Consider the following 21,960-nt stretch of genomic DNA (forward strand, 5'->3'; position numbering starts at 1 on the left):
TCTACTCCTCCCGCAGCCGGGGGTTGAAGATCTCGTCCATCGCGTCGACCACCAGCACGATGCCCAAGGTGAGCAGCAGGATCGCCAGCAGCGGAGCCATCAGGTACGGCAGAGCCGCCGTCGTCGTCAGCGCGCCGCCGCCGAACACCGCGAGGTTCAGCATCACGCCCCAGTTGTTCGCCTCGAACGGCAGCACGCCCAGGAAGAACAATCCCACCTGCGCGTAGACGGCACCGGTCACCGCGATCAGCATGTTCATCGCGATGAAGGGGGCCATGCTGGGCAGGAGCTCCCGTCCGATGATGTGCGTTGTCGACAGGCCGAGCCCCCGTGCCGCCTCGATGAAGCCGCGCTCGCGCAGCGACAGGGTCTGCGACCGTACGGCACGGGCCACGCCGCCCCAGCCGAGCAGCCCGAGCACGAGCCCCATCTCCCACGCGCTGCTGAACTTCCAGATGGTGGACAGCACCAGCAGCAGCGGCAGGCCGGGGATGGTGAGCTTCATGTCGGTGATCCGCATGAGCACGCTGTCCCAGCGGCCCCTGCGGAAGCCGGCGAACAGTCCGACGCCGGTGCCCAGGACGATCGTGATGACGGCCGTCACCAGACCGGTGAGCAGCACGTATTGCGCCCCGGTGACGACCAGGGCCAGCACGTCGGTGCCTTCGAAGTCGGTGCCGAAGGGGTGTGCCCAGCTCGGCGGCGCGTAGAGCGCGTTGTCGTCGCGGGGGAGCTGGTCGGGGTAGAGCAGCGGCCCGAACACGCCCATGAAGGCGAACCCGAGCACGATGATCGCGCCCGCCATGCGGCTCGGCTTGCGCTTGAGGACGCGCCAGACGCCGCGCCAGAAGTTGCGCCGCAGGGTGGCGCGGGCGCCGCCCGGGAGGGCCACCGCGGGGTTCATGTCACTCATCTGCCCGCCTCCTCACCGGAGCGCACCCGGGGGTCGATCACGGTGTAGAGCATGTCCGCCACGATGTTGGCGACGATGATCGCTATGGTGATCAGCAGGAACGCGCCGCCCATCAGGGCGAAGTCGCGGTTGGTGATGCTGTCGATCAGCATCAGGCCGAGGCCCGGATAGTTGAAGATGCGCTCGATGAAGATCGCGCCGCCGAACAGCAGCCCCAGCGAGAGGGCGAGGATGGTGAACAGCGGCAGGATGGCGTTGCGCGCGATATAGCGGAAGACGATGCTCCGCTTCATGCCGCGCAGCTCGGCGGCGAGGATGAAGTCGTCGCCGAGCACGGTCACCACGCTGGACTTCATCGCCAGGATCCACCCGCCGTAGCTCGCCAGCGCGTAGGTCAGCACCGGCAGGGCGGCGTGTTCGATGAGCGACCCGATGTATCCCAGGTTGAAACCCGGTTCGAACATGATGTCGGCCGTGCCGCCGGACGGCAGGATCGGGATCAGGGTCGTGAACAGCGCGCCGAGCAGCAGCGCCAGCACGTACTGCGGGATGCCGTGCAGCAGCGATCCCGACACCGCGAGGATGTCGCCGAGCCTGCCCGACCGCTTGATCGCCGCGTAGACGCCCATCATGATGCCGATGAGGAAGCTCAGCAGCGTGCCCACCAGCACCGGCAGGACCGTCCACTTGGTGGCTTCGAAGAGCACGTCGGTCACCTGCGCGCCGGGCGTCATGAGCGATTCGCCGAGGTCCAGGCGGAAGAGCCCCGACATGTAGTCGAGGTATTGCTGCCAGAGGTTGCCCTTGGGCATGAAGCCGTAGAGCACCGCCGTGGCGCGCTCGGCCTGTTCCGGCGACATGCCCTGCTCGATGAGCTTCTCGTAGCGGGCCGCGATGGGGTCGCCGGGGATGTTTCTGATGATCACGAAGCTGATCGACGTGACCACCAGGACCATGACGAGCCCGCGGGCCAGGTGGCCCGCGAGTCGGCGTGCGATGACCGTCATAAGCGAACTATTTCTTCTTGATCAGACCGAGCTGGATCCAGACCCCGGAGGTGAGACGCAGCAGGTCGCTGTCGTTCTCCGGGAAGCCGGTGAAGCGGTTGGTGTTGATGAACTGGGTGTTGACGTAGTCCCAGAGCTGGATGACCGGGAGGTCCTGGTTGGCGGCCTTGGCGAGCTTCGCGATGATCTTCTTCTGCTCGTCGCCGGTGACCGAGTTGAGCTTGTGGGTCAGCTCGCCCGGATCGACCTTCTCGCCGTCGACCTCGATCGTCTCCGGGCCGCCCATCCAGTTGCCCTCCTTGCCGGCGGGGACGTGCTTCAGCTTGCCCGCGAGCAACTGCCAGCCGTTGGAGGTGCCGTAGAGCCGCTGGTAAATGTTGTACGGCGCGGGCCCGAGAGCCACCAGCCACATCCCCACGTCGTACTTCCCGGCGGCGAGCTCCTCAAGATAGAGCGGGTAGTCCGCGGTCGTGACCACCTCGGCCGACACGCCGGCGTCGTTGAGCTGGCTCGTCACCGACTTGGCGCCCGCCAGCCAGTCGGAGAAGGACGCCGGCACGTTGATGGTGAGCTTCCACGGCTTGCCGTCGGCCAGCGCCCACTTGCCGTCGACCTTCTTCAGCCCGGCCTTCTTGAACTCCTCATCGGCCTTGGCCACGCCGCCCTTGTACGGCTCAAGCGACTTCAGCGCGGCGGCCCCCAGCCACTCGGCCGCCGGCCTCTGGTGCATGCCGGACGTCGTCGCCGACGCCGTGCCGCCCTCGGGCGAGGCGACCTTGGTCACCTGGTCGCGGTTGATCAGGTGGGCCAGGCCCCGCCGTACGTGCACGTTGTCGTAGGGCTTCTTCGACTGGTTGAACGCCAGGGAGTTGCCGACGGGGGAGTAGCCCCGCACGACGCCGTTGCCGGGCGTCGCCGCGATGCGCTTCATCACGTCGGCCGGCACGGCGGTGAACGGCGCGCTGTCCAGCTTGCCCGCGGTCAGGTAGCTCCAGATCTGCTCGTTGCCGTTGTAGTTGAGGATCTTCACCTGGTCGGGCGCGACCTTGGCGGCGTTGTAGAAGTTCTTGTTCTTGACGAGCAGCGCCTCGCCCGGGTTCATGCGCTCCAGCTTGAACGGCCCCGCCGAAACGTCCTCCTTCGGGGCGAAGGCCAGCACCTTGGGCGCCAGGTCCGTGATCGCCTTCCTGGCGGCCTCGGCCGCGGGGCCGTCGGTGCGGGCGGTCTTGACCTTGTCCCAGAAGTCGGCGGGCAGGAGGCCGCCCCAGATGTGCTCCGGGACGATGATCGTCTCCATGATGCCGCGGACGAACGTCACGCTCGGGTTGTCCGCAGCCTGGGTGATCTTGATGGTCTTGTCGTCGATCACCTGGATGTCCGAAGCCGCCCCCGCGGCCTTCGGGTCGAGGGCGTAAGCCGTACCGCCCTGCGTGTAGGCCAGGCCGATGGAGACCTTCACATCCTCGGCGGTGACCGGCTTGCCGTCGGACCACTTGTTGTTCGGCTGCAGCTTGATGGTGATCGACGACTGGTCCGGGGCGATCTCCCAGCTCTCCGCGATGCCCGGATAGAACTGGTTGGGATCGGTCATGTGGTTCTTGGTCCACCCAAGCCACATCGAGTTGTAGCCCCGGAACGCGTTGCCCTTGGGGTTGTAGGGGTTGATCGGCGCGTTGACATCCAGACCGGGTTTCAGTGCGTCGATCGTCGTATAGAGACCGCCGCCGGATGACGAAGAGTTGCCGTTACCGGCACTGCATGCCGTCACCGCGGCAAGACCGAGCAACGCCGCTACCGCTGCCAGACGCTTCATGGACCGCTCCGTGGGGGGTCTTGGCTCAAGGATGTGAACTCGAAGGGAGAAGGGGGACTTGCCCCGGACCTTATGGGCGCTTACGACTCCGCGTCAATAATCTCCATGATGTGTGAGGGTTCTGCAACTTTCCTTCATCTAGGTCACGGAAGCTCAAAAACCCCTGGTAGGTGGCTATCCTGGCGACATCGCGGTCAGGATCTGGCCGTGATCCGGCGTACTAATAGATATACGAACCGGCCCGGGAAGGGAGATCAGGTGGAGACCTCGGCGCGTCTGCTACGCCTGCTCTCACTGCTGCAGATGCGGCGTGAGTGGCCCGGCCCCGAACTCGCCGAACGCCTCGGCGTCGCCCCCCGCACCGTCCGCCGCGACGTCGAACGCCTGCGCAACCTCGGCTACCCCGTCCACGCCACCCCCGGCGTGCTCGGCGGCTACCGGCTGGGCCCGGGAGCCTCCATGCCGCCGCTGCTCCTCGACGACGACGAGGTCATCGCCGTCGCCCTCGGCCTGCGCCTCGCCGCCGCCGGCACCATCAAAGGCATCGAGGAGAACTCCGCCCTCGCCCTCGCCAAGATCGAACAGGTCCTGCCGTCACGCCTGCGCCACCGCGTCGACGCCCTGCACTCCTCCACCATGGCCATCGCCGCCGGCGGCCCCGTCGTGGACCCCGCCGTCCTCACCGCCGTCGCCTCCGCCTGCCGCGACCGAGAAACGCTCCGCTTCGACTACACCGGCCACCACGGCACCTCCACCCGCCGCCGCACCGAACCCCACCGCGTCGTCTCCTGGGGCCGCCGCTGGTATCTCGTCGCCTGGGACCTCGACCGCGACGACTGGCGCACCTTCCGCCTCGACCGCATCGAACCCCGCACCCCGACCGGCCCCCGCTACGAACCCCGCGACCCGCCCGACGGCGACATCGCCGCCTACCTCACCCGCCGCATCGGCCACGCCATGTGGCCCATCGAGGCCCGCGTCCGCGTCCACGCCCCCGCCGCCGCCCTCGAAGGGCGGGCGGCAGGCGACGTCCAACCCGAGACCGACGCCACCTGCCTCCTCACCCTGCGCGGCGACTCCCTTCCCGGGATCGCCGGCTTCCTCACCATGCTCGACCACGATTTCGACGTCCTCGACCCCCCGGAACTCGCCGACCACGTCCGCGCCCTCGCCGCCCGCTACGCGCAAGCCGTACGGCCCGGGCCCGCCCAGCCTCCCCCGGAAGCCCCCTAGGCTGTCGCGCATTCCGCGGCACCGCAGCACCGCACTCCGACATCCCTACATTCCGGCATTTCGACATTTCGACACGGAGGACCTGAGGCTCATGCGCGACAACAAGGACTACGCCCTGGACGATCCCGAGGCCGTCCGCGACCTTGTCCGCCGGAACCCATGGTGCACGTTCGTGAGCTCGGTGCCGGGACGGGGGCTCGTGGCCTCGCACTACCCCGCCATCCTCGACGAGACGGCGCCCGGCATCGTCCTGCTCAGCCACGTCGGCAGACCCGACGAACAGGCCCACGAACTGGGCCGTCACGAGATGCTCGCGATCGTCCAAGGGCCCAACGGCTACATCTCGCCCACGTGGTACGGCGACGCCGTCGAAGCCCCCACGTGGAACTTCGTCGTCGTGCACGCCCACGGCACGCCCGAGCGGCTGAGCGACGAGGAGAACCTGGAAGTCCTCGACCGTCTCGTGGACCACTTTGAACACCCCATGCCCACCCCCTACCGGCTGCGGGGCACCCCGGAGCGAGCCGCCTACGCCGAACGAGCCGCACGCGGCACCGTCGGGTTCCGCCTTCCCGTGACCCGGTTCGCGGCGAAGAACAAGATGAGCCAGGACAAGTCCGACGACGTCATCAAGCGCGTGATCGAAGAGCTCCACAGCTCCGGCCCCCACCACAACCCCGCGTTGGCCACGTATATGGAGAACGTGCCGCGCCCACCGCGCTAGCCTCCCGGGCGTTCGAAGTCACCCGCACACCACCCGCCGCCCGTGGTCACGCAGAATCAGGCGTTCCTTCTCCAGCAGGCGCAATGCCCGCCGAACCGTCTCCTCGCCGCACTGGTAGAACCGTTGAAGGCTCACCTGCGAGGGAAGGATCGCCCCGGGCGCGTAGAGGCCGGCGGCGATCTTCTTTCGCAGATCATCGGCAACTGTGCGGTAGCGGTACTCCAGAACGACCTCCGGAGCCGGCGAGCCGCAGACCAGCCAGCCCTTCGACGGCACCACGACGACGACCTCTTCCTCCGCCAGAGCCGTCAATGCCCTCCGCACAGCGTTCCGCGAGACCTGGAGGTCGGCCGTGAGGATCTTCTCCGACGGGAGATAGGAACCAGGTGGGTGGACACCGTCGGCGATGTCGAACAGCAGCCGCTCCATGACCCGGGCGTAGGCGCTCCACCCGTTGACCCTGTCAAACAACCGCCACCGCCGACTTCCCATGCCGCCCCTCGGCCACGCCGGAAACCGACGCGTCGGCGAGCGCGGCGGCCTCGACCTGATCCACGGCCAGTCGGTCGCCGAGACCGTCACCCCAACAGACCACACCAGACCGCACCCGCACCTTCCACACCAAGCCCGAACGATCGGGTACATCCAGACAAGGCCGGGAATCCGGCCCCTGCCCCAACCGCGCCCGCACGCCCAGACCCACCAGCCGGACCTGCAACCGCATGAGATGCCGCGCATCCTGAGAAATGCTCAACGCTTCACTGTCCTTTCCCTTGGTGTCCCTTGGTGGCATATGAAGGCCGGTACGGCACAGGCCAGGAGGAACCCATGCCGCACCGGCCACTCCGTACGGCTCACGCCGTACGGAACCGGGCCGGGACCTGCTCACTCAAGCCCCGGCCGGGGCCCGCGCGCCGGGCATCGTCACAGCACGCGGGTCATACAGCGCGGCAGCCGGCCTGCACCACCGCGCCCTTCGGCACCGCACCCTCGCGGACGAGACACGGCGCCGGCCCGCGACCGCCCCGGGCCCGGGACGGCCGCACATCGTGTACGGCACGGCAGAGGCTTCCGGTTGTTTCGGCGGAGTCACTCTGCTTGATCGCATGGGGACAGTCTTGCCACTGCGAAGCGTCGTGAAGTTTCACGGCCTGTGAAACCGTGGTTTCACGGCAGGCCAAGCCAGCGTGCGAAATCGCTGAGTTCGCGGGAGCGTCGGCGCTTCAGAGTGGAAATCGCCCGGACCGTTTCGTGGACCATCGGATGGTTGCGTGTCTGCTGAGGCGCGGTACGGCGGGCGGCGAGCAGCATGTCGAAAGACTTCTGACGGTCACCGTGGTAAAGCCAGCCGCGTGCCACGTCGATGTAGTAATGCCCGAGGCGCACCGGTGCGACCGTGGCAGGGAAGTCGCTGGATCCGGCCAGACGTATCGCCTCACCCCCGTCGCACATCTCGACGGCGACCGCGACCGCGTGCATGGCTACGTTGGAGGGTCCGAATTCGAGCCCGTAGTGGTTGGCGTCCCGGCCGATCACCCGGGCAGCCTCGCGTGCGTGCTCGACATGCTCGAAGGCCGTCTGGCGGTCGGCGGCGCGTGCGGCGAAAATCGCGGAACGCAGATGCGCCGCTCCCAGCACACTGAGCTCAGCGGCATTCAGACGGCCGAGATCCTCGCCGATCTCCTGCCGCACGCGGTCAAGGAGGGACAGCCCCTTGTCATAAGCGGCCGTCGCCAGAAACAACGTCGAGCGCTGCCAGTACGTGCGGGCGACGCGAAGGCGGTCCTGCGAGGAGTGAGCAGCCCACATCACGCGATCCATGGCCAGGCTTCGCAAGTCGAAATAGCCGAACGTGTACGCGATCGCGGTTACTCCCGTGTACGCCTCCGCAAGCAGCCCGAACACCTCGTCGCATGGACTTCCGTCGCTGAAATGAGCGGCTCGCGTCAGTTCTTCAAGCAGGCCCGGCAGCATCGCCGTGAGCTGTGCGAACTGCGCGCGTCTGCCAAGATCCGAAGCACATCGCACGTCCAGTCGAAGCTGTTCCAGCGGTGGTGGCAGCAAATCCTCATCGGGCAGGTCCCATGACAGAAGCGCACGCCGGATCTCAGGGATGCCGCAATGGACCTGTTCCTCACGGCCTTCGTGGTAAGGCTGACCCGTCAAACGCCCGAGCCCGACACCAAGAGTTCGCGCCACGGCGGCGACGAGCGCCTGAGTGGCCGGCTTGTGACCTCGCTCCACTTGAGCGATCAGGCTCTTGGAGCAGGGGACGCGGTCAGCCAGTTGCTGCTGCGTCAGGCCACGCAGTTTGCGGGCCTGGGCGATTCTCCGCCCAATTCCCATGTCAGGGGAAGAGGTGGTTCCGTCATCGCGCATGCCCCCAGCTTTGCACGTCGGCGAACGTCTGAGAGGTCCCCACCCTAGTTGCCGGAGTAATGCAGTCCAATAGAGCGAGGTGACAGGTCATCTATGCCTAGGGTATAGAGGCTGACTCTTATCAGGCGAAATCGAGCTCTCCCTGAGACGGCGGAGAGTCGTCTCCTTCCACTCCTTCGATAATCTTGAGCAAGTCGACCATTCCGATATGGCACTTCTTGCTGGCTCTTCCATTCCCGCCGAATATGACTCCTTCGGAGCGAAGAATCTGTAACTGCTCACCGGAGTCCGTGACACCGGTAGGCAATTTTGCGGGAATAGATCCATCGCTTTTGAGTACCCGGTGACTATTTGGAAGAGAGAGTTCTTCAATCCATTTACTCACCGTACGTCGATGTATTCCTGCGACTTGAGCAATTACAAGATAGTTCGTCCACCTCCCACTGGGTATTTCGCTGAGAACCTTACGTGCAAGTGCCAACTTGGGGCTAACTGGGTCAACTTTGACGGTGTCGTCTGGGCCGGGCCAGATGGTAATCGCTAAATCGGCCAATTCTTCTCCGCGCTTCTTAATCTCGGCAGCGCCCCATCTGTCCTCTTTTGCAATGCGGAGGTTCATGGCTAGTCCGCTGCCTGCAAGAATGTGCTTCTTAGCGGCGAATGGCTTATTGGACAAGCTCCCGTTGTACGCTGATAGCGTTAGGTTTCCGAGGGTATGAACAATCGTTTCATGTAATTCTTCTACTGTGCCCTCGGGGTTGATGTCATGTTCCAGATCTGTTTTCCAGTCCGGCGTCAAGCTCTGTGGGAGAATATGCTCAATCGATAGATTGGAGCTATCGAAGTCTATCTTCTCGTTTCGACCGATACCCTCTTCGAGGCAGCGGAGGACAAATTCTTTCTGGTAGGGTTTACCTCGCCAGTAGAAAGGATGTTCAAGTATGGCCTCTCGTACCATCTCGTCTGTCGGAAAACGTCCTCTCTGATGTGTAAGAGTTCGGGTAACGGACTGGGCGCTGGGGACTTCGTCGTCTAAAGAACGAACGAGATCGATGAGCATCACGTTGTTGCCGGCGCGCCCCATGCCAATAAGCATTTGCCTTACCATGTAGCTCTCGACCACTCGAAGAATGTCTGCGACGCCATCGGGGTCGACAAGGCGGTCCTCGTAGGCGAGCATGACCTTAAGGGCGACTGGGTAGACAACTTTGGCCTTCCACCGGTGAAGCCGGTCTAGGGCCTTGCCGATAGTGGTGTTATTTTCCTCATCAGGGTGAAGGATACGCCGAAAGACTAGGGCCATTCGATATAGCTCGGAAACCCATTCCTCTATCTCTGACTCGCTCTCGAGTCCACTGAGATGACGCTGCTGATCTCGATATATCGAGTGCTGATTCGTTGGCCGCCCACCTCTTTTGATCACCAGGTCGAGCCAGATTAGGTCCACCAGCTGCTGCTCATCGAAAAGTTTCTGCATGGGCAGCCAGTAGCGTCCATAAATCCGCTCTCCAGCGATGGGGAGACGCATGAATAGGTAGTTCCGTAGCAGGTCTGCTTGGGTAAGCTTTAGTCCGGTATTATTGAGAGACTCGAATATTCTATAGACGTTATCGCCGGGCTGTGCAGAAATCTCCACGAAAGAGAGTTTTCCGACCGCAACCTTTTCGATAGACTGATACCAGTCGCGGGAATTTGAGTCGTCATCGATGAGTTCTTCGAGCTGGCCCTTGAAAAATCTGTAAGCATTTCCTATGCCGTCCTCACCGCCTGCGGCGGGGTCGCGTTCTACGAGCTTGATCCAAGAGTCGCGATCAAGCTGTGTAGGAACAAGAGTGTACCTTTCAACGTGATCCGCGAACTCGTTCATGAGGTACTGTACGTCGATTTTTCTAGAGATTTGAGGATGGTGTTCGCGGCAGCAATTGCGTATTGCGCAGAGAAGGATGCTTAGTGTGGTCAGCCTTTGTTGCCCGTCCACGACAAGCCAACCTTGAACACCTGACGCGGTTCTCGCTGGGCTGGGCGCAAGCACAACGGAACCGAGAAAATGCGTATCAGATTCACTGGAATGTGCAAGTTCGATAATGTCCGACCATAACTGCTTTAGCTGGTCGCGCTTCCAACTATATGACCTCTGGTAGAGGGGGATTATATACTGCTTTTCTCCCTGGAGGAGATCGCGCAGAACAGTCTCGTTGGCTCGCACTTTACTCCTTAATCGTAAGTGGCCACATAATAGTTACTTGACTGGTGGGTGGAGGCGTAGTTTGGTAACAAGACCACAACGAAAATCTTTGGCAATCTCGATGCTGTCAACTTTGAGCTCAAAGCAAGAGGTTGCGATGTGCGTATACAAAACGGGCATACTGCACGATATGTCCTTTTCGTGCCTGATCTCAACGAGAAATTGCGTGGATCCAGGGCGATGGGTTCTGTCGGCGGTATGGATCTCACTTCCAGGTCTTCCCATGCTGGAAAAGCTCGTCCGGGTGTTGCCTGGCTCCGTCGCCTCGAAGAAGTCCATCTACTTGACTGCAAAATGTTTCGGTGAGGGCATGGAAATCGCCTTACCTGGCACATGAATATGCTTGTTTGGATAGCTGGCAGAAAGGAGGCCCACTCCTAGTACGGCAGCCGCCATTTGTTAGCTGAGCTGGGTATATGCCGTGGCCAGGCGGGCGCGGCGGTGGAACCAGCGGGCCCGGGCCTGGTGACGGCGCCGCCAAGCCGACCAGTGAGCGATGTGTTCCAGTGACGGTGTGCGGGGGGCGGCGGCGTTGAACAGGCGCTTGATCTCAGCGACCGTCAGCGGGATCATGCCGGGCTCGGCGGGTGGCGGCTGGTCGGGCCGAGTCGGTGACGGTGCCTGGCTGTCGGTGCGGTGCCGGGCCTCCGCCGCACCGACCGCGCAGACGGCCGGGGCGGCCATGACGAGCACAGTGTGCCGCAAGATCGCCTCATACAGGCGGACTTGGGCCTGGTCCAGCCCGAACAGGTCCTTGCCGAACTCGAATGCCTCCTCCACCGGCTATCTGAGCCCGGCCGCAGCGATCAGAAGGGACAGGGCAGCCGGCCGGCCTTCGGGGACGAAGCAGTAGTGGAAGGCGAGCCCGCCGGTGGAGCGATGCCTGCGGACCGGCAGGAAGTGGGTCGCGGCTGTGGTGGCGATCCAGGCCCGGGCGTAGGTGCGGTCGCCTTTGGAGCCGTCCCCGGCCGAGTGGACGGTCCACCTGCGTTTTTCTGCTTCAGGTGCCCGGCCACCGCCTGCTCGCAGGTCAGGCAGGTGCCGCCGCCGAGGGTGAGGGCGAAGGAGGCGCGGACGCGCAGCACGTAGGCCTGGCCCTGCTCCTCCAGGAAGGTGCGGAGCTTCGTGCAGGCGCCGTAGACCTCGTAGGCGGACGGCGCCCATCGCCCCCGCGGTGTCCCATCTGGCACGGTTCAGCAGCCGCCGGGTGGCATCGGGGCTGCGGTCGCCTATCCACTCGGCGATCGTCCAGCCATTGCGTTTGGGCAGGTCGGACATCACGGCACGGACGTACTTGGAGGCCTGCAGCCGTGGTTCGACCCTGGCGAACATCGGCGCCAGGGCGGTCATGAGCTCCTCGGTGTTCCGCTGTATCCGTGTGGCCTCTACGATAGGACGGCAGCCGCTCTCGATCTTGTTCTCTTCACACGGACATGATTATGAGCGGCTGTTCTCGTTGTACTGGAATCCCATCACGAGATCGCATCGATCATGGCCGCATCGTTCCAGCTCACACAGCAAATGGAGGCTGCGGTACTAGCGGAGGTCGCTGAGCGATTTCCGCTTTCCGTCGAAGCGGATGAGGTCAGGAGTTGTGTCGGCCACCTGGAAAAGATGATGAATTGTGGCCCAAGCTCGTACCTCAGCGAAGGGGGTGCGGCTTGCATTACCACAGATTGGGGCTGCTCGTTCAATAGCCGTTGTCCGGACCAGCAGCGGTGCCGACATGATGCTCATCAATCCGAGCATAATCGATCAATCGGTTGAGGTTGACGAGCAGTACGAGGGGTGCCTCAGCTTCTTCGACGTGCGTGGAATGGTTCCGCGTCCGGTGCGGATCGAAGTGGAGCATCAGGATATCGATGGGACCGTTCTTATCACTTCATTCGAAGGAGCGGTGGCCCGGCTCGTGTGCCACGAAATGACCATCTCGGTGGGCGCCTATACCGTTCGCGCATGAGGCCGGGGGTGCAACCGATCCCGGTTTCCCAGTACAAGGGCACCGGCCGGCCTTGGGGTGGCTGATCACTCCCTGGGGCCGGACTCATCGTGGAACGCGCGGTATGGCCGACTGTACGGCAGGGCGGGCTATGCGGTGGTGAGCAGCGACCAGCACAGGAGGGCGAAGGCCGCTGTGCAGGCGATGGCGCGGATGAGGTTCCAGCGGACCCAGGGTTTTTCGAAGCTGTGCCGTACTTGCGCCGGGTCGGTGATCTGGGCGGGGGGACCGGCGGCCTCGAGGGCGTTGTTGAGGGGGATGTTGGCGCGGAAGGTGATGGCGAGGGCGGCGATGTGGATGGCGAGGGCGGCTGCCAGGGGGAGGGAGAGGGGGCGCCCGTCGAACGGGTCGAGCAGCAGGGCGATGAGGGTGAGCAGGGGAGCGCCGACGAAGCAGGCGGCGAACCAGCCGTTGAGGATAGCGACGTTGATGCGCTGCATCACCTCGATGAACGCCCGGTCGTCGACCCGGCGCAGGCCGAGCATGACCGAGCAGGCGAACGCGTAGAAGAGCCCGGCGACCAGGCCGGAAGTGACCGTGGCGAGCATGAGCGCCGCGTCCTGCCATGTTCTCACGTGTTCCTCCTCGGCCTTGTGTCCGACTCAGCACGCTAGCGCGCTGGTTCTGCGGAGTACATCCTGATTACACGTGTTCATCCACGTATTGGCTCGGCGTCAGTATGTGTCTCACGACCCGGGCCCTCACCGACACCCTCACGGCGCTCGGCCGCCTCGCACCTGGCATTGAGTTCCTGATGAAGTACGCGCTGCCGCCAGACCTCCGCGACCCGTAGGGGGCGGCCTTCGCCCAGATCGCCATGGCCGCGGCGGCCGAACGCGGCGAACCCTGGCTGACCTTCTTCACTCCCGACGACCTCTTGGCCACTCTGGCGAAGCACCACGTTGATGTGGTCAAGCAGGTCCTGGCGTCGGTGCTCTGGTGGCGCCAGGACGCGCCGTCGCCGGCCGTCGCCTGCCGCCTCGTCCGCGCGAGCTTCGACCATCTTTTCGGCACGGGCCATGAGGGGCGGCCTGTGCCGTACGGACATTGTCCTCTTACATTTAGTGCTTTTGTCCGTCAAAATTGGGCGACCCGGTGACAGAATGGATCCGGTCCGAAAGAGCTGCGGAGGACGGAATCGGCCATTCCCCATATCAATGAAGGGAAAAGAGGTTGACGGTGGAAGGGAGAATGTTCACCATAGCTGCAGGTGTTCCTGCCAGGAGGAGCGTCATCATGCGGCTTGAGCTCTCCCGGCGTGTAAGAGCACGATGGCACTATGTCAGGTTCTTTTCCCTTGCCGAATGGCCTGTGGCTCTCGGGTTGACGGGGGTGGCGCTGACCTTCGTCACGCTGGGCCCGACCGTGCTGAGCTTCGCGCTCCTTCTAGCGTTATTGAGCGCCGTGACGACCGTGATCGGGTTCGGCCGGGAGATTCATGAGGCCGTGGCCAGGAGGTCTCGGTTCGAATTTGTCAGGATGAACTCCCTCCTGGCGACTATCGGCACGGCGACTCCCTGCAAGACCTTTTGGCGCGGGCCATGGAACGGGAGTTGGCCGAGGAGACGGGGGTCGGCGGCCACGACGTACGGTCGACGCGCGTGGTCGGCTTCGGCCGGTGGATCGAAAGGGGAGCGAAACCCGAGTTCTTCGGGGTGAGCTATCTTTCCATCTCGTCCAGGGAGCTCGCCGACCGCTACGTGAAGATATCCGAACGCCTGTACACCGGCCGCGTCCGCGCCCTGCCCGTGGACTTCCCGGCTCTCAAGCGAAGCCTCCTCGCTGGCGCGTCCATCGCGCATTCAAGCTCCTGCCCCGAGGACATCCGAAACTCGGGTTCCGTCCCCCTCCTCGTCGGCCTGCGCTTCGCCGTACTTGAGTGGGAGTGAACGCCAGGACAATCGCCCCGAACTCATCTCTGAATGTCTGCCTCCTCTTCCGTTGCCTTGATGTCACCGTGGACTCGGCACAGACTTCGGTTCAGCTCCGCGGAGCTTCTAGAGCATCGCTCAATGCAGAGAACCACGCGTCTGCGTGAGGGCAGGTTTTCCTGACACCGTCGACACCGAAGTCTGCGATGACCAGGGGGCCGTCCAGAGTTTTGCGGTAGCGCGGGATGAGATTGAGAAGGCGTTTCGACGGCGCTGTTTCAGGCCCTTCGTTGACCAGTTCCGCTCCGTGCGCTTCCATCACGATCCTCTGCACGACCTGGGACAGCGGCCGGTCTCCGAGGAGGTCACCCAACGCGTCATGACCTGCGAGGACCCAGGCTTCGACCTCATGGAGAACGAGGTGGGGGAGAAATCTGCGGTCGTGGACTGCCTCAGCCATCGCCCTCTCCACGTGGGCGACTCTGTCATATGGGGAGCCGATGGGCCGTGTCCTCATCCCTGGCACGTCGGAGGGGAGCCCGTAGTAGTCGAAGAGAGTTGATAGCAGGGTGATGGAGGGATCTTGGAGAAGCAGTCGGATCTCCGTGACCAGCTTCTTCCATGTGGACAGGCCGCCTTTGTAGGAGGGGCCGCCCGCTGGGCGTTTAGTGGTATGGACTGACCAGGTCACGTAGATCGTGGAGTTCATGAAATATGGCGATATGACCTCGCGGGCTATGCTCTCCTCAGTCTGCCCCTCGCAGAGGATGTGGAGACGGCGCATCGGGCTATCCCTGCTCCGCCTGAGGTCGACCGCCGAGCAGGTTCTTCTCCCACAGTTCGCCCAGTGAGTAGTCGGCCAGCCATGCCTGTAGCCGGTCGGGGTCGGGTCTGTCGAAGGTGGAGACGCCGTGGGCGCGTTCGACCACGATGAGGTCGTTGAGTTCGAACTGGTTGATGAGCGTGACCGACTGGGTGGCGATGAGGACCTGGCTTTCCCGGCTCGCGGCGCGGATCATGTCGGCCAGCTGCACGATGGCGTACGGGTGCAGGCCCAGTTCGGGTTCGTCGAGTACGACGACGTCGGGGAGGTCGGGCAGGCTCAGCAGTGTCGCGAGGCAGATGAATCGCAGTGTGCCATCGGAAAGGGCGTTGGCGGGGAAGACGACGTCGCCGCCTTCCTGTCGCCACCGCAGGCGGAGGCGTTCCTTTTCCTCGATGAGCACGAAGTCTCGGAAGAACGGGGCGACCTGCCGGACGGTTCTCACAATGCGTTTGTAGGTCGAGATGTCGTCCTCGCGGAGGCGCAGTAGCACGGCGGCGAGGTTTCCGGCGTGTGGGTGGAGGGTGATGTTGTCGGAGGTGTAGCCGCGTTGTTTGACGGGGGCGGCGGCGCCGGTGTCGTGGAAGTGGAAGACACGGCAGCCGCGCAAGACGTTCACGATGTGTTGCGCGGCCGATTCTTCTTGCCCGGTGAGGGCATTGGGGAGGCGGCTCTCGCGGTGGCCTTGGCCGAGTGAGAAGCGTTCGCCAGATGGGAGCCCGATCCACTCGTCCTCAAAGATCAATTCATCGCCCGCTGCGGGCATGAGAGTCGCCCCGTAGGTGTAGGGCGCGAGGTCGAGTGTGAGTTTCACGCGGGCGTTGCCTTTGAGGCCGCCGTGGAGGAGGGCCGAGGCTCCGCCGACTTGTCCGACGAAGAGGTTGAGCTCTTGGTCGACCAGGCGGCCGAGGAGTGCGAGGGCGGAGATGAAGTTGCTCTTGCCGGCGCCGTTGGCGCCGATGAGGATGTTGAGGTCGCTCAGGGGGACCTTCGCCGACTCGATCGAGGTGTGGCCCTCGATCGCGATGGATCGAAGTCGGCGGCGTGTCATGGAGTCAGCATAGATCGATCGGGGCGGCTGTTGTGGAGCTTCACGACCGGCGTAGACGAAAGCTCTTGTACAGCGTTTAAATATATAGGCTAGCCTATCCTAACTCAATCGGGGCGGGCGTGGTGCTGATCCGGGCGAAGGACGACCACGTGGCCGAGGGGCCGGCGGGCCGGGCCGTCGAGGCGGTCTAGGGCCGGTCGGTCAGGTCTTCCAGGCGTTGGGCGACGCCGTCGAGGGTGCGTTCGACGGCGTAGTCGTAGAGGCTGGCGTAGTAGCCCGCGATCTTCTCCGGGTTCTCCGCCAGCTCATACGCGAACGCTCCCATGGCGGCCAGACCTGGCATGTCCGCGTTGTCGCGGTATTCCCCGAACACGTCAACCATTCTCGTGCGATCCATCGCGCCACGCCTCCGCTCGTCCTCGACGGAGACGAACTGGCAGGCCGTACTGAGGATCATGCTGTACGCCAGCACGCTCTCCTTGCCGAAGCCGGCGTCCTGCAGCAGCCGTACGCCCCGGTCGATGATGGGCACGGCCCCCTGTACGGTGGGGCCGTAGACGGCGAGCCGGTGCGCCACGCCGGGATATCCGCGCAGCACGGTCCGCAGCTCGCCCACCAGCACGCGGAACCAGTCGCGCCACGGCAGGTCGCCGGGGGGCAGCGGCATCATGCCCACGACCCGCTCCAGCACCCCCAGGACCACCGCCTCCCGGTCGCCGATGTGGTGGTAGATCACCGCCGGGTACGCCTCGATCGCGGCGGCGAGCTGGCGCAGGGTCCACCCGTCCAGGCCGTGCTCGGCGGTCAGCTCCAGGGCACGATCGATGATCTGCTCGGCGGTGACGGCGGGCAGCCCGGCTGCCCAGCGCGAGCGCGGCCTACTACTGCGGATCAGTGGATTGGCGGCCATGTGGTGAACAGTAGTGTCCGGGATTCGGCAGTGCCCAACCGGCCGTCTCAGGCCAGGATGCGCAGAGGATCGTGGAGCAGGCCGAGGAACTCCCGCATCCACAGCGCGGCGACCACCCCGTCGACGGGCCGGTGGTCCATCGACGACGCCGTCCGCGCCCTACCGCAATCGATTGCAATACCAGAAGGAATAACCTCATAATGTTCATGCAATCGAGTGCGGTTTCTATGTCACAGGTGAGGGTCGCAGGTGTACTGCGAGCGGATTGGGGTGTAAGGCTGTGACCACGAAGGTGGTAGTCGGGGTGTTCAGCCCCTCAGTGTTAGCGAGGGTCGTCAGGCGCCTCGGACTGTTCGCCGACCAGGGGCTCGACATCGTCGAGCAGCCGGTCGCCTCGTCGAGCGCGCAGTTCCGGGCGCTGCTCGACGGCGACCTCGACATGGCGCTCACCAGCCCCGACAACGTGCTCGCCTACCGTTCCGCGCCGGACAACCCCCTGGGGGAGACCGCCGACCTGCGCACCGACCTCGACGCCATGAGGACCGTCGTACAGCTCAGGCGGAAGTACACCTCCCCGCCGATCGGCGGGCCGGACCCGCTCGCCTCCGCGCTCGATCCCCTGGACAAGCTCATCGACCCGCGCATGACGGAGGCCGCATGACCGGCCCCGCTCCGGCGCCGGCGGGTTCGCCGTGGCTGCTGCAGGCCGCCGCCGCGACGTCCACGCTGGACAGGTTCGTCATGCCGCCGATGCTCATCGCCATGGCGGTCGACCTCGGCGAACCGCTGTCCGCGGTCGTCGCCGCGGCCAGCGCGTACTTCCTCGCCTATGGCCTGATGCAGCCCGTGTGGGGGATGATCTCCGACAAGCTCGGCCTGGTCAGGACGATGCGGATCTCCCTCGTCCTCTCCGCGCTCGCCACCACGGTCGCGGCCTTCACCGAATCCGCGATGGGCCTCGGCATCGCCCGCGGCCTGGCGGGGGCCTGCTTCAGCGCCGCCGTACCGGCCGGGCTGATCTATATCGGCGACACCGTGGGCGTGGACCGCCGGCAGCGCGAGATCGCCTCCTTTATGGCGGCCGTCGCCGCGGGTACGGCACTGGCCTCGGTCGTCGGCGGGCTTCTCGCCCAGGTGAACGGCTGGCGCGCGGCGTTCATCGCCACCGGCCTCATCACCGCCGCCGTCGCCGCGGCCCTCGGCCGGGTGCCCAGCCCGCCGCGCGTCCGGGCGGACCAGGGCGTCATCGCTCCGATGATCGCCGTCCTGCGATCCGGCTCGGCGAGGCTCATCCTTCTGCTGGCGTTCACCGAGGGGGTGGTGCTGCTCGGCGTGCTCACCCTGCTGCCCTCCGCCGTGGAGGCGGCGGGCGCGAGCGCGTCCGTCGCAGGGGCCGTCACCGCGGTGTACGGTGTTGCCGTGCTCGTGTTCGCGCGGGTCGCCGGCGCGCTGTCGCGCCGCCTCCACACCTCCCGGCTCATCGCCTTCGGGGCGCTCGCCGCGGTCGCGGCCTGCGGCCTCGCCACCCTGTCCCGCTCGCCCGTCGCGGCGGCGCTCGTGGCCTGCCTGCTCGGGCTCGCATGGGCTCTCATGCACTCGTCCCTGCAGACCTGGGCCACAGAGGTCCTGCCCGCGGCGCGGGCGACCGTCGTGTCGGCCTTCGCCGGAGCGCTCTTCCTCGGCAGCGCCGTGGCCGCCGCCCTGGTGGGAGAGTGGGCGGAGGCGGCGAGATTCACCGAGATCTTCGGCGTGGCGACCCTGATCGCCGTTCCCCTCGGCCTGATCGCCACGGTGGCACGCATGCGCTGGACGAGACCCGAAGGTGAGCCGGGCCGATGACGAAAGAGCAGCCGCCCCCGCGGCCCTCGGAGCAGCCGAAGCTCCGCGACGTGGCCAAGGCGGCCGGTGTCCACGCCGCCACGGCCTCCCGAGCCCTCAACCCCGACACCCGCGGCCTGGTCAACGCCGAGACCGCGCGCCGCGTGCTCAAGGTGGCGAAGGCGCTCGGATACCGCCCCAACCCCATCGCGCGCAGCCTCAAGACCGCGCGCACCCGCACGGTCGGGCTGGTCATCCCCGACCTCACCAACCCGCTCTTCCCGCCGATCGTCCGCGGCATCGAAGAGGTTCTCGAAGCCGCGGGTTACAGCGCGTGGCTCACCAACACCGACGACGATCCGCGGCGGGAGCAGACCCTCATCGATTCGCTGCGCTCGCGCCAGGTCGAAGGGCTGATCGTCGCCACCGCGCGGCTCCGCCATCCGCTGCTGGAGAGCCTGCACCGGCAGGGCGTCAGGATGGTGCTGATCAACCGGCGCACCCAGGAGCCGGACATCCCAAGCGTCACCGCCGACGACGCGGTCGGCACCGCGCTCGCGGTCAAGCACCTGGCCGGGCTCGGACACCGCAGGATCGCCCACCTCGCGGGCCCGCGGCACACGTCGACCGGTGTCATCCGGGCCAGCGCGTTCCGCCACGCGATCCGCGACCACGGCCTCGCCGACGATCCCGAGCTGACCGTCGAGTGCGCGCAGTGGACCGAGGAGGAGGGCGCCCGCGCCATGTCCGGCCTGCTCGAACGGGGCGTGGAGTGCACGGCGGTCGTCGCCGGCAACGACCTCATCGCGCTCGGCTGCTACGACGCCTTCTCCCGGCACGGCCTGTCCTGCCCTGACGACGTCAGCGTCGTCGGCTTCAACGACATGCCCTTCCTCGACAAGCTCCGCCCGCCGCTGACCACCGTCGCGCTCCCGCACCACGACATCGGCGTGGAGGCCGCCCGCATGCTCCTCGAATGCATCGAGGAGCCGGAGCGGCACCCCCGCTCGGTGCTGCTGCCCGTGTCGCTGGCGGTGCGGGGTTCGACGGCTAGCCTCCGCGGTTCAACCGGAGCAGGAGCCACAGCAGGTAAGGCCCGCCGACCACGCCGGTGACGACCCCCGCGGGCAGCAGCACGCCGGGCCAGGCGAACTGCGCCGCGAAGTCGGCGCCGAGCAGCAGCACCGCGCCGATGAGGGCCGAGGGCACCAGGGTGAGGGAGCCGGGGCCGGCGAGGCGCCGCGCGATCGGCGCGCTGACCAGCGCCACGAACGGCACCGGCCCCACCACTGCGACCGCCGCCGACGCCAGCCCGACGGCGGCCGCGAGCAGCCACAGCCGGGAGCGCTCCACCGCCACCCCGAGCCCGGTGGCGGGTTCGTCGCCGAGTTCGAGGACGGACATGCGGCGTGCCAGGGCGAGGGCCGGGGGCAGCAGCAGTGCCGTACACACCGCCAACGGGATCAGCGTCGCCCAGTCGGCGCGGGCGAGGCTGCCGTTGAGCCAGACGAGGAGCTGCGTGGCCTCCAAGACGTCGGTGGTGGTGAGTAGGTAGGAGGAGATGCCCGCGGAGATCGCCGCCACGCCGATGCCGACGAGGACGAGCCGCTGGCGCGAGCCCCGCCCCCGCCAGGCGATCACGTAGATCAGCGCCGCGCCGGCGAGCCCTCCCGCGAGCGCGAGTCCGGTGAGGGCGAGCCCGCTGAGCCCGAACACCATGAGCGCCAGCACGCCCGCCGCGCTGGCGCTGTGGGTGATGCCGATGATGTCGGGGCTCGCGAGCGGGTTGCGCATGGTCGACTGGAAGACCGCCCCCGCCAGGCCCAGGCACGCCCCGGCGAGCACGGCGGTGAGGATGCGCGGCAGCCGCAGTTCTATCACCACGAACTGCGCGAAGGTGTCGGCCCGGCCCAGCACGACGTCGATCACCTCGGGAAGGGTGACGGACGCCTTGCCCAGGGTCAGCCCCAGCGCGGCGAGTCCGGCCAGCAGTACGGCACAGCCGGCCGAGACGGCCGAGGCCCGCCGTACGGCACGCCTGCGCTGCGCGCGCAGCGCCTGCACATGGGACGCCTTGGCGTGTGCGATGTTCACAGGCTCACCGCCTTGCGCGGTCGGATGAGGGCGATGAACAGCGGCGCTCCCACGAGGGCCGCGATGACGCCGACCTGCAGCTCGCCCGGGCGGGAGACGACCCGGCCGATCACGTCGCAGACCAGCAGCAGGGAAGGTGCCGTGACGGCGCACAGCGGCAGCAAGGCCCGGTGGTCGGGCCCCACGTAGTGGCGTACGGCGTGCGGCACGATCAGTCCGATGAACCCGATGGGGCCCACCGCCGCGGTCGCGCCGCCGCAGAGCAGCACGATGCAGACCGCCGCGAGCGCGCGGGTGAGTCCGACCCGCTGCCCGAGGCCGCGGGCGACGTCCTCGCCGAGGGCCAGCCCGTTCAACGCGCGGCTGATGGCCAGCGCCAGCAGCAGTCCTGCGGCGATGCTCGGCAGGGTCCGCCACAGGATGTCGAGGTCGCGTGCCGCGAGCGAGCCGACCTGCCAGAAGCGCATGGAGTCGAGCGCCGTCCGGTTGGTGAGCAGCACCGCGCTCACCAGGGAGGTGAGCACGGCGGTGACGGCGGCGCCCGCCAGGGCGAGTTTGACGGGTGTGCTGCCTTCGCGTCCCCGGCTGCCGATGGCGTACACCAGTACGGAGGCGGCTGCGGCCCCGGCGAACGCGAACCACACGTAGCCGCCGGCGTCGGTGACGTTGAAGACGGTGATGCCGATCACCACCGCCAGCGAGGCCCCCGAGTTCACCCCGAGCAGTCCGGGCTCGGCGATCGGGTTGCGGGTGAGCCCCTGCATCACCGCGCCCGCCACGGCGAAGGCGGCCCCGGCGGCCAGGCCGACGAGGGTGCGCGGCAGGCGCTTCTCGACGATCACCAGATGGTCGGGGTTGTCGGCGTTGTAGTTCGTCAGCGCCTCCCACACCGTGGACAGCGGCAGCGCGTTGGCACCGACGGCGAGGCTGAGGGCGCTCGCGACGGCGAGGACGGCGACGGACAGGACAAGCCAGAGCAGCACGCGGCGCATGCCGCCAGCCGGGCCCGGACGTTTGGTGGTCGTCGTCGGGCCCGGCCGGGCGTCGGCCGCCTGAGGCGGGGTCATAGGGGGGGCCGGG

The 21,960-nt window shown here is 66.1% G+C and carries 22 protein-coding genes and 1 pseudogene; 8 read left to right on the plus strand and 15 right to left on the minus strand.

Going from position 1 to position 21,960, the window contains the following annotated elements; all coding sequences use genetic code 11:
- Nucleotide 1 precedes the first annotated feature (1 nt).
- Genes BLQ73_RS03535 through BLQ73_RS03545 form a run of 3 tightly spaced genes read right to left on the minus strand, consistent with a single transcriptional unit; the run spans nt 2 to nt 3,733 of the window.
- Nucleotides 2–913: an ABC transporter permease gene (locus BLQ73_RS03535; protein ID WP_245690768.1), complete on the minus strand. Its 912-nt coding sequence runs from the start codon at nt 911–913 to the stop codon at nt 2–4.
- Nucleotides 910–1,920, minus strand: coding sequence for an ABC transporter permease (locus BLQ73_RS03540; RefSeq protein WP_093168223.1), 1,011 nt, complete (start codon nt 1,918–1,920; stop codon nt 910–912). Before BLQ73_RS03540 ends, BLQ73_RS03535 begins: the two co-directional genes overlap by 4 nt.
- Before the next feature lie 7 nt (nt 1,921–1,927).
- Nucleotides 1,928–3,733, minus strand: a complete 1,806-nt coding sequence (locus tag BLQ73_RS03545) for an ABC transporter substrate-binding protein (RefSeq protein ID WP_093168224.1) — start codon at nt 3,731–3,733, stop codon at nt 1,928–1,930.
- Nucleotides 3,734–3,991: 258 nt separating this feature from the next.
- Here BLQ73_RS03545 and BLQ73_RS03550 point away from each other — a divergent pair, with 258 nt between their 5' ends.
- Nucleotides 3,992–4,966, plus strand: coding sequence for a helix-turn-helix transcriptional regulator (locus BLQ73_RS03550; RefSeq protein ID WP_275936258.1), 975 nt, complete (start codon nt 3,992–3,994; stop codon nt 4,964–4,966).
- 91 nt (nt 4,967–5,057) lie between these two features.
- Entirely contained in the window at nt 5,058–5,690 is a 633-nt protein-coding gene (locus BLQ73_RS03555) for an FMN-binding negative transcriptional regulator (protein WP_093168225.1), read from the plus strand.
- Between the two features lie 18 nt (nt 5,691–5,708).
- On the opposite strand, the gene BLQ73_RS32065 is transcribed toward BLQ73_RS03555, so the two are convergent.
- The 5 genes and pseudogenes from BLQ73_RS32065 to BLQ73_RS34905 form a co-directional block, all read right to left on the minus strand.
- Entirely contained in the window at nt 5,709–6,161 is a 453-nt protein-coding gene (locus BLQ73_RS32065; protein WP_176955255.1) for a GntR family transcriptional regulator, read from the minus strand.
- Nucleotides 6,154–6,444 (minus strand): hypothetical protein, encoded by a 291-nt coding sequence (locus tag BLQ73_RS32070; RefSeq protein WP_176955256.1) that lies wholly within the window; start codon nt 6,442–6,444, stop codon nt 6,154–6,156. Before BLQ73_RS32070 ends, BLQ73_RS32065 begins: the two co-directional genes overlap by 8 nt.
- A gap of 413 nt (nt 6,445–6,857) precedes the next feature.
- The gene (locus BLQ73_RS03565) at nt 6,858–8,069 is read right to left on the minus strand and encodes a helix-turn-helix domain-containing protein (protein ID WP_218125603.1); all 1,212 of its coding nucleotides are present in this window, start codon (nt 8,067–8,069) and stop codon (nt 6,858–6,860) included.
- 121 nt (nt 8,070–8,190) lie between these two features.
- Complete coding sequence (locus tag BLQ73_RS03570; protein WP_093168228.1) at nt 8,191–10,275, minus strand: DUF262 domain-containing protein; 2,085 nt, start codon at nt 10,273–10,275, stop codon at nt 8,191–8,193.
- A 438-nt stretch (nt 10,276–10,713) separates the two neighbouring features.
- Nucleotides 10,714–11,688 (minus strand): annotated as a pseudogene (locus BLQ73_RS34905) (hypothetical protein).
- 280 nt (nt 11,689–11,968) lie between these two features.
- On the opposite strand from BLQ73_RS34905, the gene BLQ73_RS03585 reads away from it, so the two are divergent.
- Nucleotides 11,969–12,274, plus strand: coding sequence for a peptide deformylase (locus BLQ73_RS03585; RefSeq protein ID WP_245690797.1), 306 nt, complete (start codon nt 11,969–11,971; stop codon nt 12,272–12,274).
- A gap of 128 nt (nt 12,275–12,402) precedes the next feature.
- Here the strand turns inward: BLQ73_RS03585 and BLQ73_RS03590 are convergent, their stop codons facing one another.
- Nucleotides 12,403–12,888 carry an anthrone oxygenase family protein gene (locus tag BLQ73_RS03590; RefSeq protein ID WP_245690769.1) on the minus strand — a complete coding sequence of 162 codons (486 nt, stop codon included), beginning with the start codon at nt 12,886–12,888 and terminating at the stop codon, nt 12,403–12,405.
- 242 nt (nt 12,889–13,130) lie between these two features.
- Between BLQ73_RS03590 and BLQ73_RS30925 the strand changes: the two genes are divergently transcribed.
- Both BLQ73_RS30925 and BLQ73_RS03600 read left to right on the plus strand, forming a co-directional pair.
- Nucleotides 13,131–13,412, plus strand: coding sequence for a hypothetical protein (locus BLQ73_RS30925; protein WP_143020104.1), 282 nt, complete (start codon nt 13,131–13,133; stop codon nt 13,410–13,412).
- A gap of 442 nt (nt 13,413–13,854) precedes the next feature.
- On the plus strand, nt 13,855–14,202 hold the full coding sequence (locus tag BLQ73_RS03600; protein WP_143020105.1) for a hypothetical protein: 348 nt from the start codon (nt 13,855–13,857) through the stop codon (nt 14,200–14,202).
- A 91-nt stretch (nt 14,203–14,293) separates the two neighbouring features.
- Here BLQ73_RS03600 and BLQ73_RS03605 read toward each other — a convergent pair whose 3' ends face one another.
- From BLQ73_RS03605 to BLQ73_RS33080, 4 genes are all read right to left on the minus strand, one after another.
- On the minus strand, nt 14,294–14,968 hold the full coding sequence (locus BLQ73_RS03605) for a DUF4276 family protein (protein ID WP_093168234.1): 675 nt from the start codon (nt 14,966–14,968) through the stop codon (nt 14,294–14,296).
- 4 nt (nt 14,969–14,972) lie between these two features.
- Nucleotides 14,973–16,058, minus strand: coding sequence for an AAA family ATPase (locus BLQ73_RS03610; protein WP_093168235.1), 1,086 nt, complete (start codon nt 16,056–16,058; stop codon nt 14,973–14,975).
- Nucleotides 16,059–16,245: 187 nt separating this feature from the next.
- Nucleotides 16,246–16,968, minus strand: a complete 723-nt coding sequence (locus BLQ73_RS03615) for a TetR/AcrR family transcriptional regulator (RefSeq protein ID WP_093168236.1) — start codon at nt 16,966–16,968, stop codon at nt 16,246–16,248.
- Nucleotides 16,969–17,015: 47 nt separating this feature from the next.
- Nucleotides 17,016–17,108: a 2-oxo acid dehydrogenase subunit E2 gene (locus BLQ73_RS33080; RefSeq protein ID WP_218125604.1), complete on the minus strand. Its 93-nt coding sequence runs from the start codon at nt 17,106–17,108 to the stop codon at nt 17,016–17,018.
- A 140-nt stretch (nt 17,109–17,248) separates the two neighbouring features.
- On the opposite strand from BLQ73_RS33080, the gene BLQ73_RS03620 reads away from it, so the two are divergent.
- The 3 genes from BLQ73_RS03620 to BLQ73_RS03630 are packed head-to-tail and all read left to right on the plus strand — an operon-like array spanning nt 17,249 to nt 19,901.
- Nucleotides 17,249–17,629 carry a substrate-binding domain-containing protein gene (locus BLQ73_RS03620; protein ID WP_093168237.1) on the plus strand — a complete coding sequence of 127 codons (381 nt, stop codon included), beginning with the start codon at nt 17,249–17,251 and terminating at the stop codon, nt 17,627–17,629.
- Nucleotides 17,626–18,807 (plus strand): MFS transporter, encoded by a 1,182-nt coding sequence (locus tag BLQ73_RS03625; protein WP_093168238.1) that lies wholly within the window; start codon nt 17,626–17,628, stop codon nt 18,805–18,807. The genes BLQ73_RS03620 and BLQ73_RS03625 overlap by 4 nt, the downstream gene beginning before the upstream one ends.
- Nucleotides 18,804–19,901: a LacI family DNA-binding transcriptional regulator gene (locus tag BLQ73_RS03630; protein WP_093168239.1), complete on the plus strand. Its 1,098-nt coding sequence runs from the start codon at nt 18,804–18,806 to the stop codon at nt 19,899–19,901. The genes BLQ73_RS03625 and BLQ73_RS03630 overlap by 4 nt, the downstream gene beginning before the upstream one ends.
- Here the strand turns inward: BLQ73_RS03630 and BLQ73_RS03635 are convergent.
- Nucleotides 19,837–20,880 carry a FecCD family ABC transporter permease gene (locus tag BLQ73_RS03635; RefSeq protein ID WP_218125605.1) on the minus strand — a complete coding sequence of 348 codons (1,044 nt, stop codon included), beginning with the start codon at nt 20,878–20,880 and terminating at the stop codon, nt 19,837–19,839. The genes BLQ73_RS03630 and BLQ73_RS03635 overlap by 65 nt on opposite strands.
- Nucleotides 20,877–21,947: a FecCD family ABC transporter permease gene (locus BLQ73_RS03640; RefSeq protein ID WP_093168240.1), complete on the minus strand. Its 1,071-nt coding sequence runs from the start codon at nt 21,945–21,947 to the stop codon at nt 20,877–20,879. Before BLQ73_RS03640 ends, BLQ73_RS03635 begins: the two co-directional genes overlap by 4 nt.
- Between the last annotated feature and the right edge of the window lie 13 nt (nt 21,948–21,960).

The organism is Sinosporangium album (genome assembly GCF_900100605.1).
Lineage (GTDB): Bacteria > Actinomycetota > Actinomycetes > Streptosporangiales > Streptosporangiaceae > Sinosporangium > Sinosporangium album.

Excerpts from the sequence above, each read along its gene's own strand:
- BLQ73_RS03540 (WP_093168223.1), bottom strand. The coding sequence starts at position 1,920 with ATGACGGTCATCGCACGCCGACTCGCGGGCCACCTGGCCCGCGGGCTC.
- BLQ73_RS03615 (WP_093168236.1), bottom strand. The coding sequence starts at position 16,968 with ATGGCCGCCAATCCACTGATCCGCAGTAGTAGGCCGCGCTCGCGCTGG.
- BLQ73_RS03605 (WP_093168234.1), bottom strand. The coding sequence starts at position 14,968 with ATGCGCCGTCTCCACATCCTCTGCGAGGGGCAGACTGAGGAGAGCATA.
- BLQ73_RS03610 (WP_093168235.1), bottom strand. The coding sequence starts at position 16,058 with ATGACACGCCGCCGACTTCGATCCATCGCGATCGAGGGCCACACCTCG.
- BLQ73_RS03600 (WP_143020105.1), top strand. The coding sequence starts at position 13,855 with ATGGAACGGGAGTTGGCCGAGGAGACGGGGGTCGGCGGCCACGACGTA.
- BLQ73_RS03625 (WP_093168238.1), top strand. The coding sequence starts at position 17,626 with ATGACCGGCCCCGCTCCGGCGCCGGCGGGTTCGCCGTGGCTGCTGCAG.
- BLQ73_RS03630 (WP_093168239.1), top strand. The coding sequence starts at position 18,804 with ATGACGAAAGAGCAGCCGCCCCCGCGGCCCTCGGAGCAGCCGAAGCTC.
- BLQ73_RS30925 (WP_143020104.1), top strand. The coding sequence starts at position 13,131 with ATGGCCGCGGCGGCCGAACGCGGCGAACCCTGGCTGACCTTCTTCACT.
- BLQ73_RS33080 (WP_218125604.1), bottom strand. The coding sequence starts at position 17,108 with ATGGACCACCGGCCCGTCGACGGGGTGGTCGCCGCGCTGTGGATGCGG.
- BLQ73_RS03565 (WP_218125603.1), bottom strand. The coding sequence starts at position 8,069 with ATGCGCGATGACGGAACCACCTCTTCCCCTGACATGGGAATTGGGCGG.
- BLQ73_RS03535 (WP_245690768.1), bottom strand. The coding sequence starts at position 913 with ATGAGTGACATGAACCCCGCGGTGGCCCTCCCGGGCGGCGCCCGCGCC.
- BLQ73_RS03555 (WP_093168225.1), top strand. The coding sequence starts at position 5,058 with ATGCGCGACAACAAGGACTACGCCCTGGACGATCCCGAGGCCGTCCGC.
- BLQ73_RS03640 (WP_093168240.1), bottom strand. The coding sequence starts at position 21,947 with ATGACCCCGCCTCAGGCGGCCGACGCCCGGCCGGGCCCGACGACGACC.
- BLQ73_RS03545 (WP_093168224.1), bottom strand. The coding sequence starts at position 3,733 with ATGAAGCGTCTGGCAGCGGTAGCGGCGTTGCTCGGTCTTGCCGCGGTG.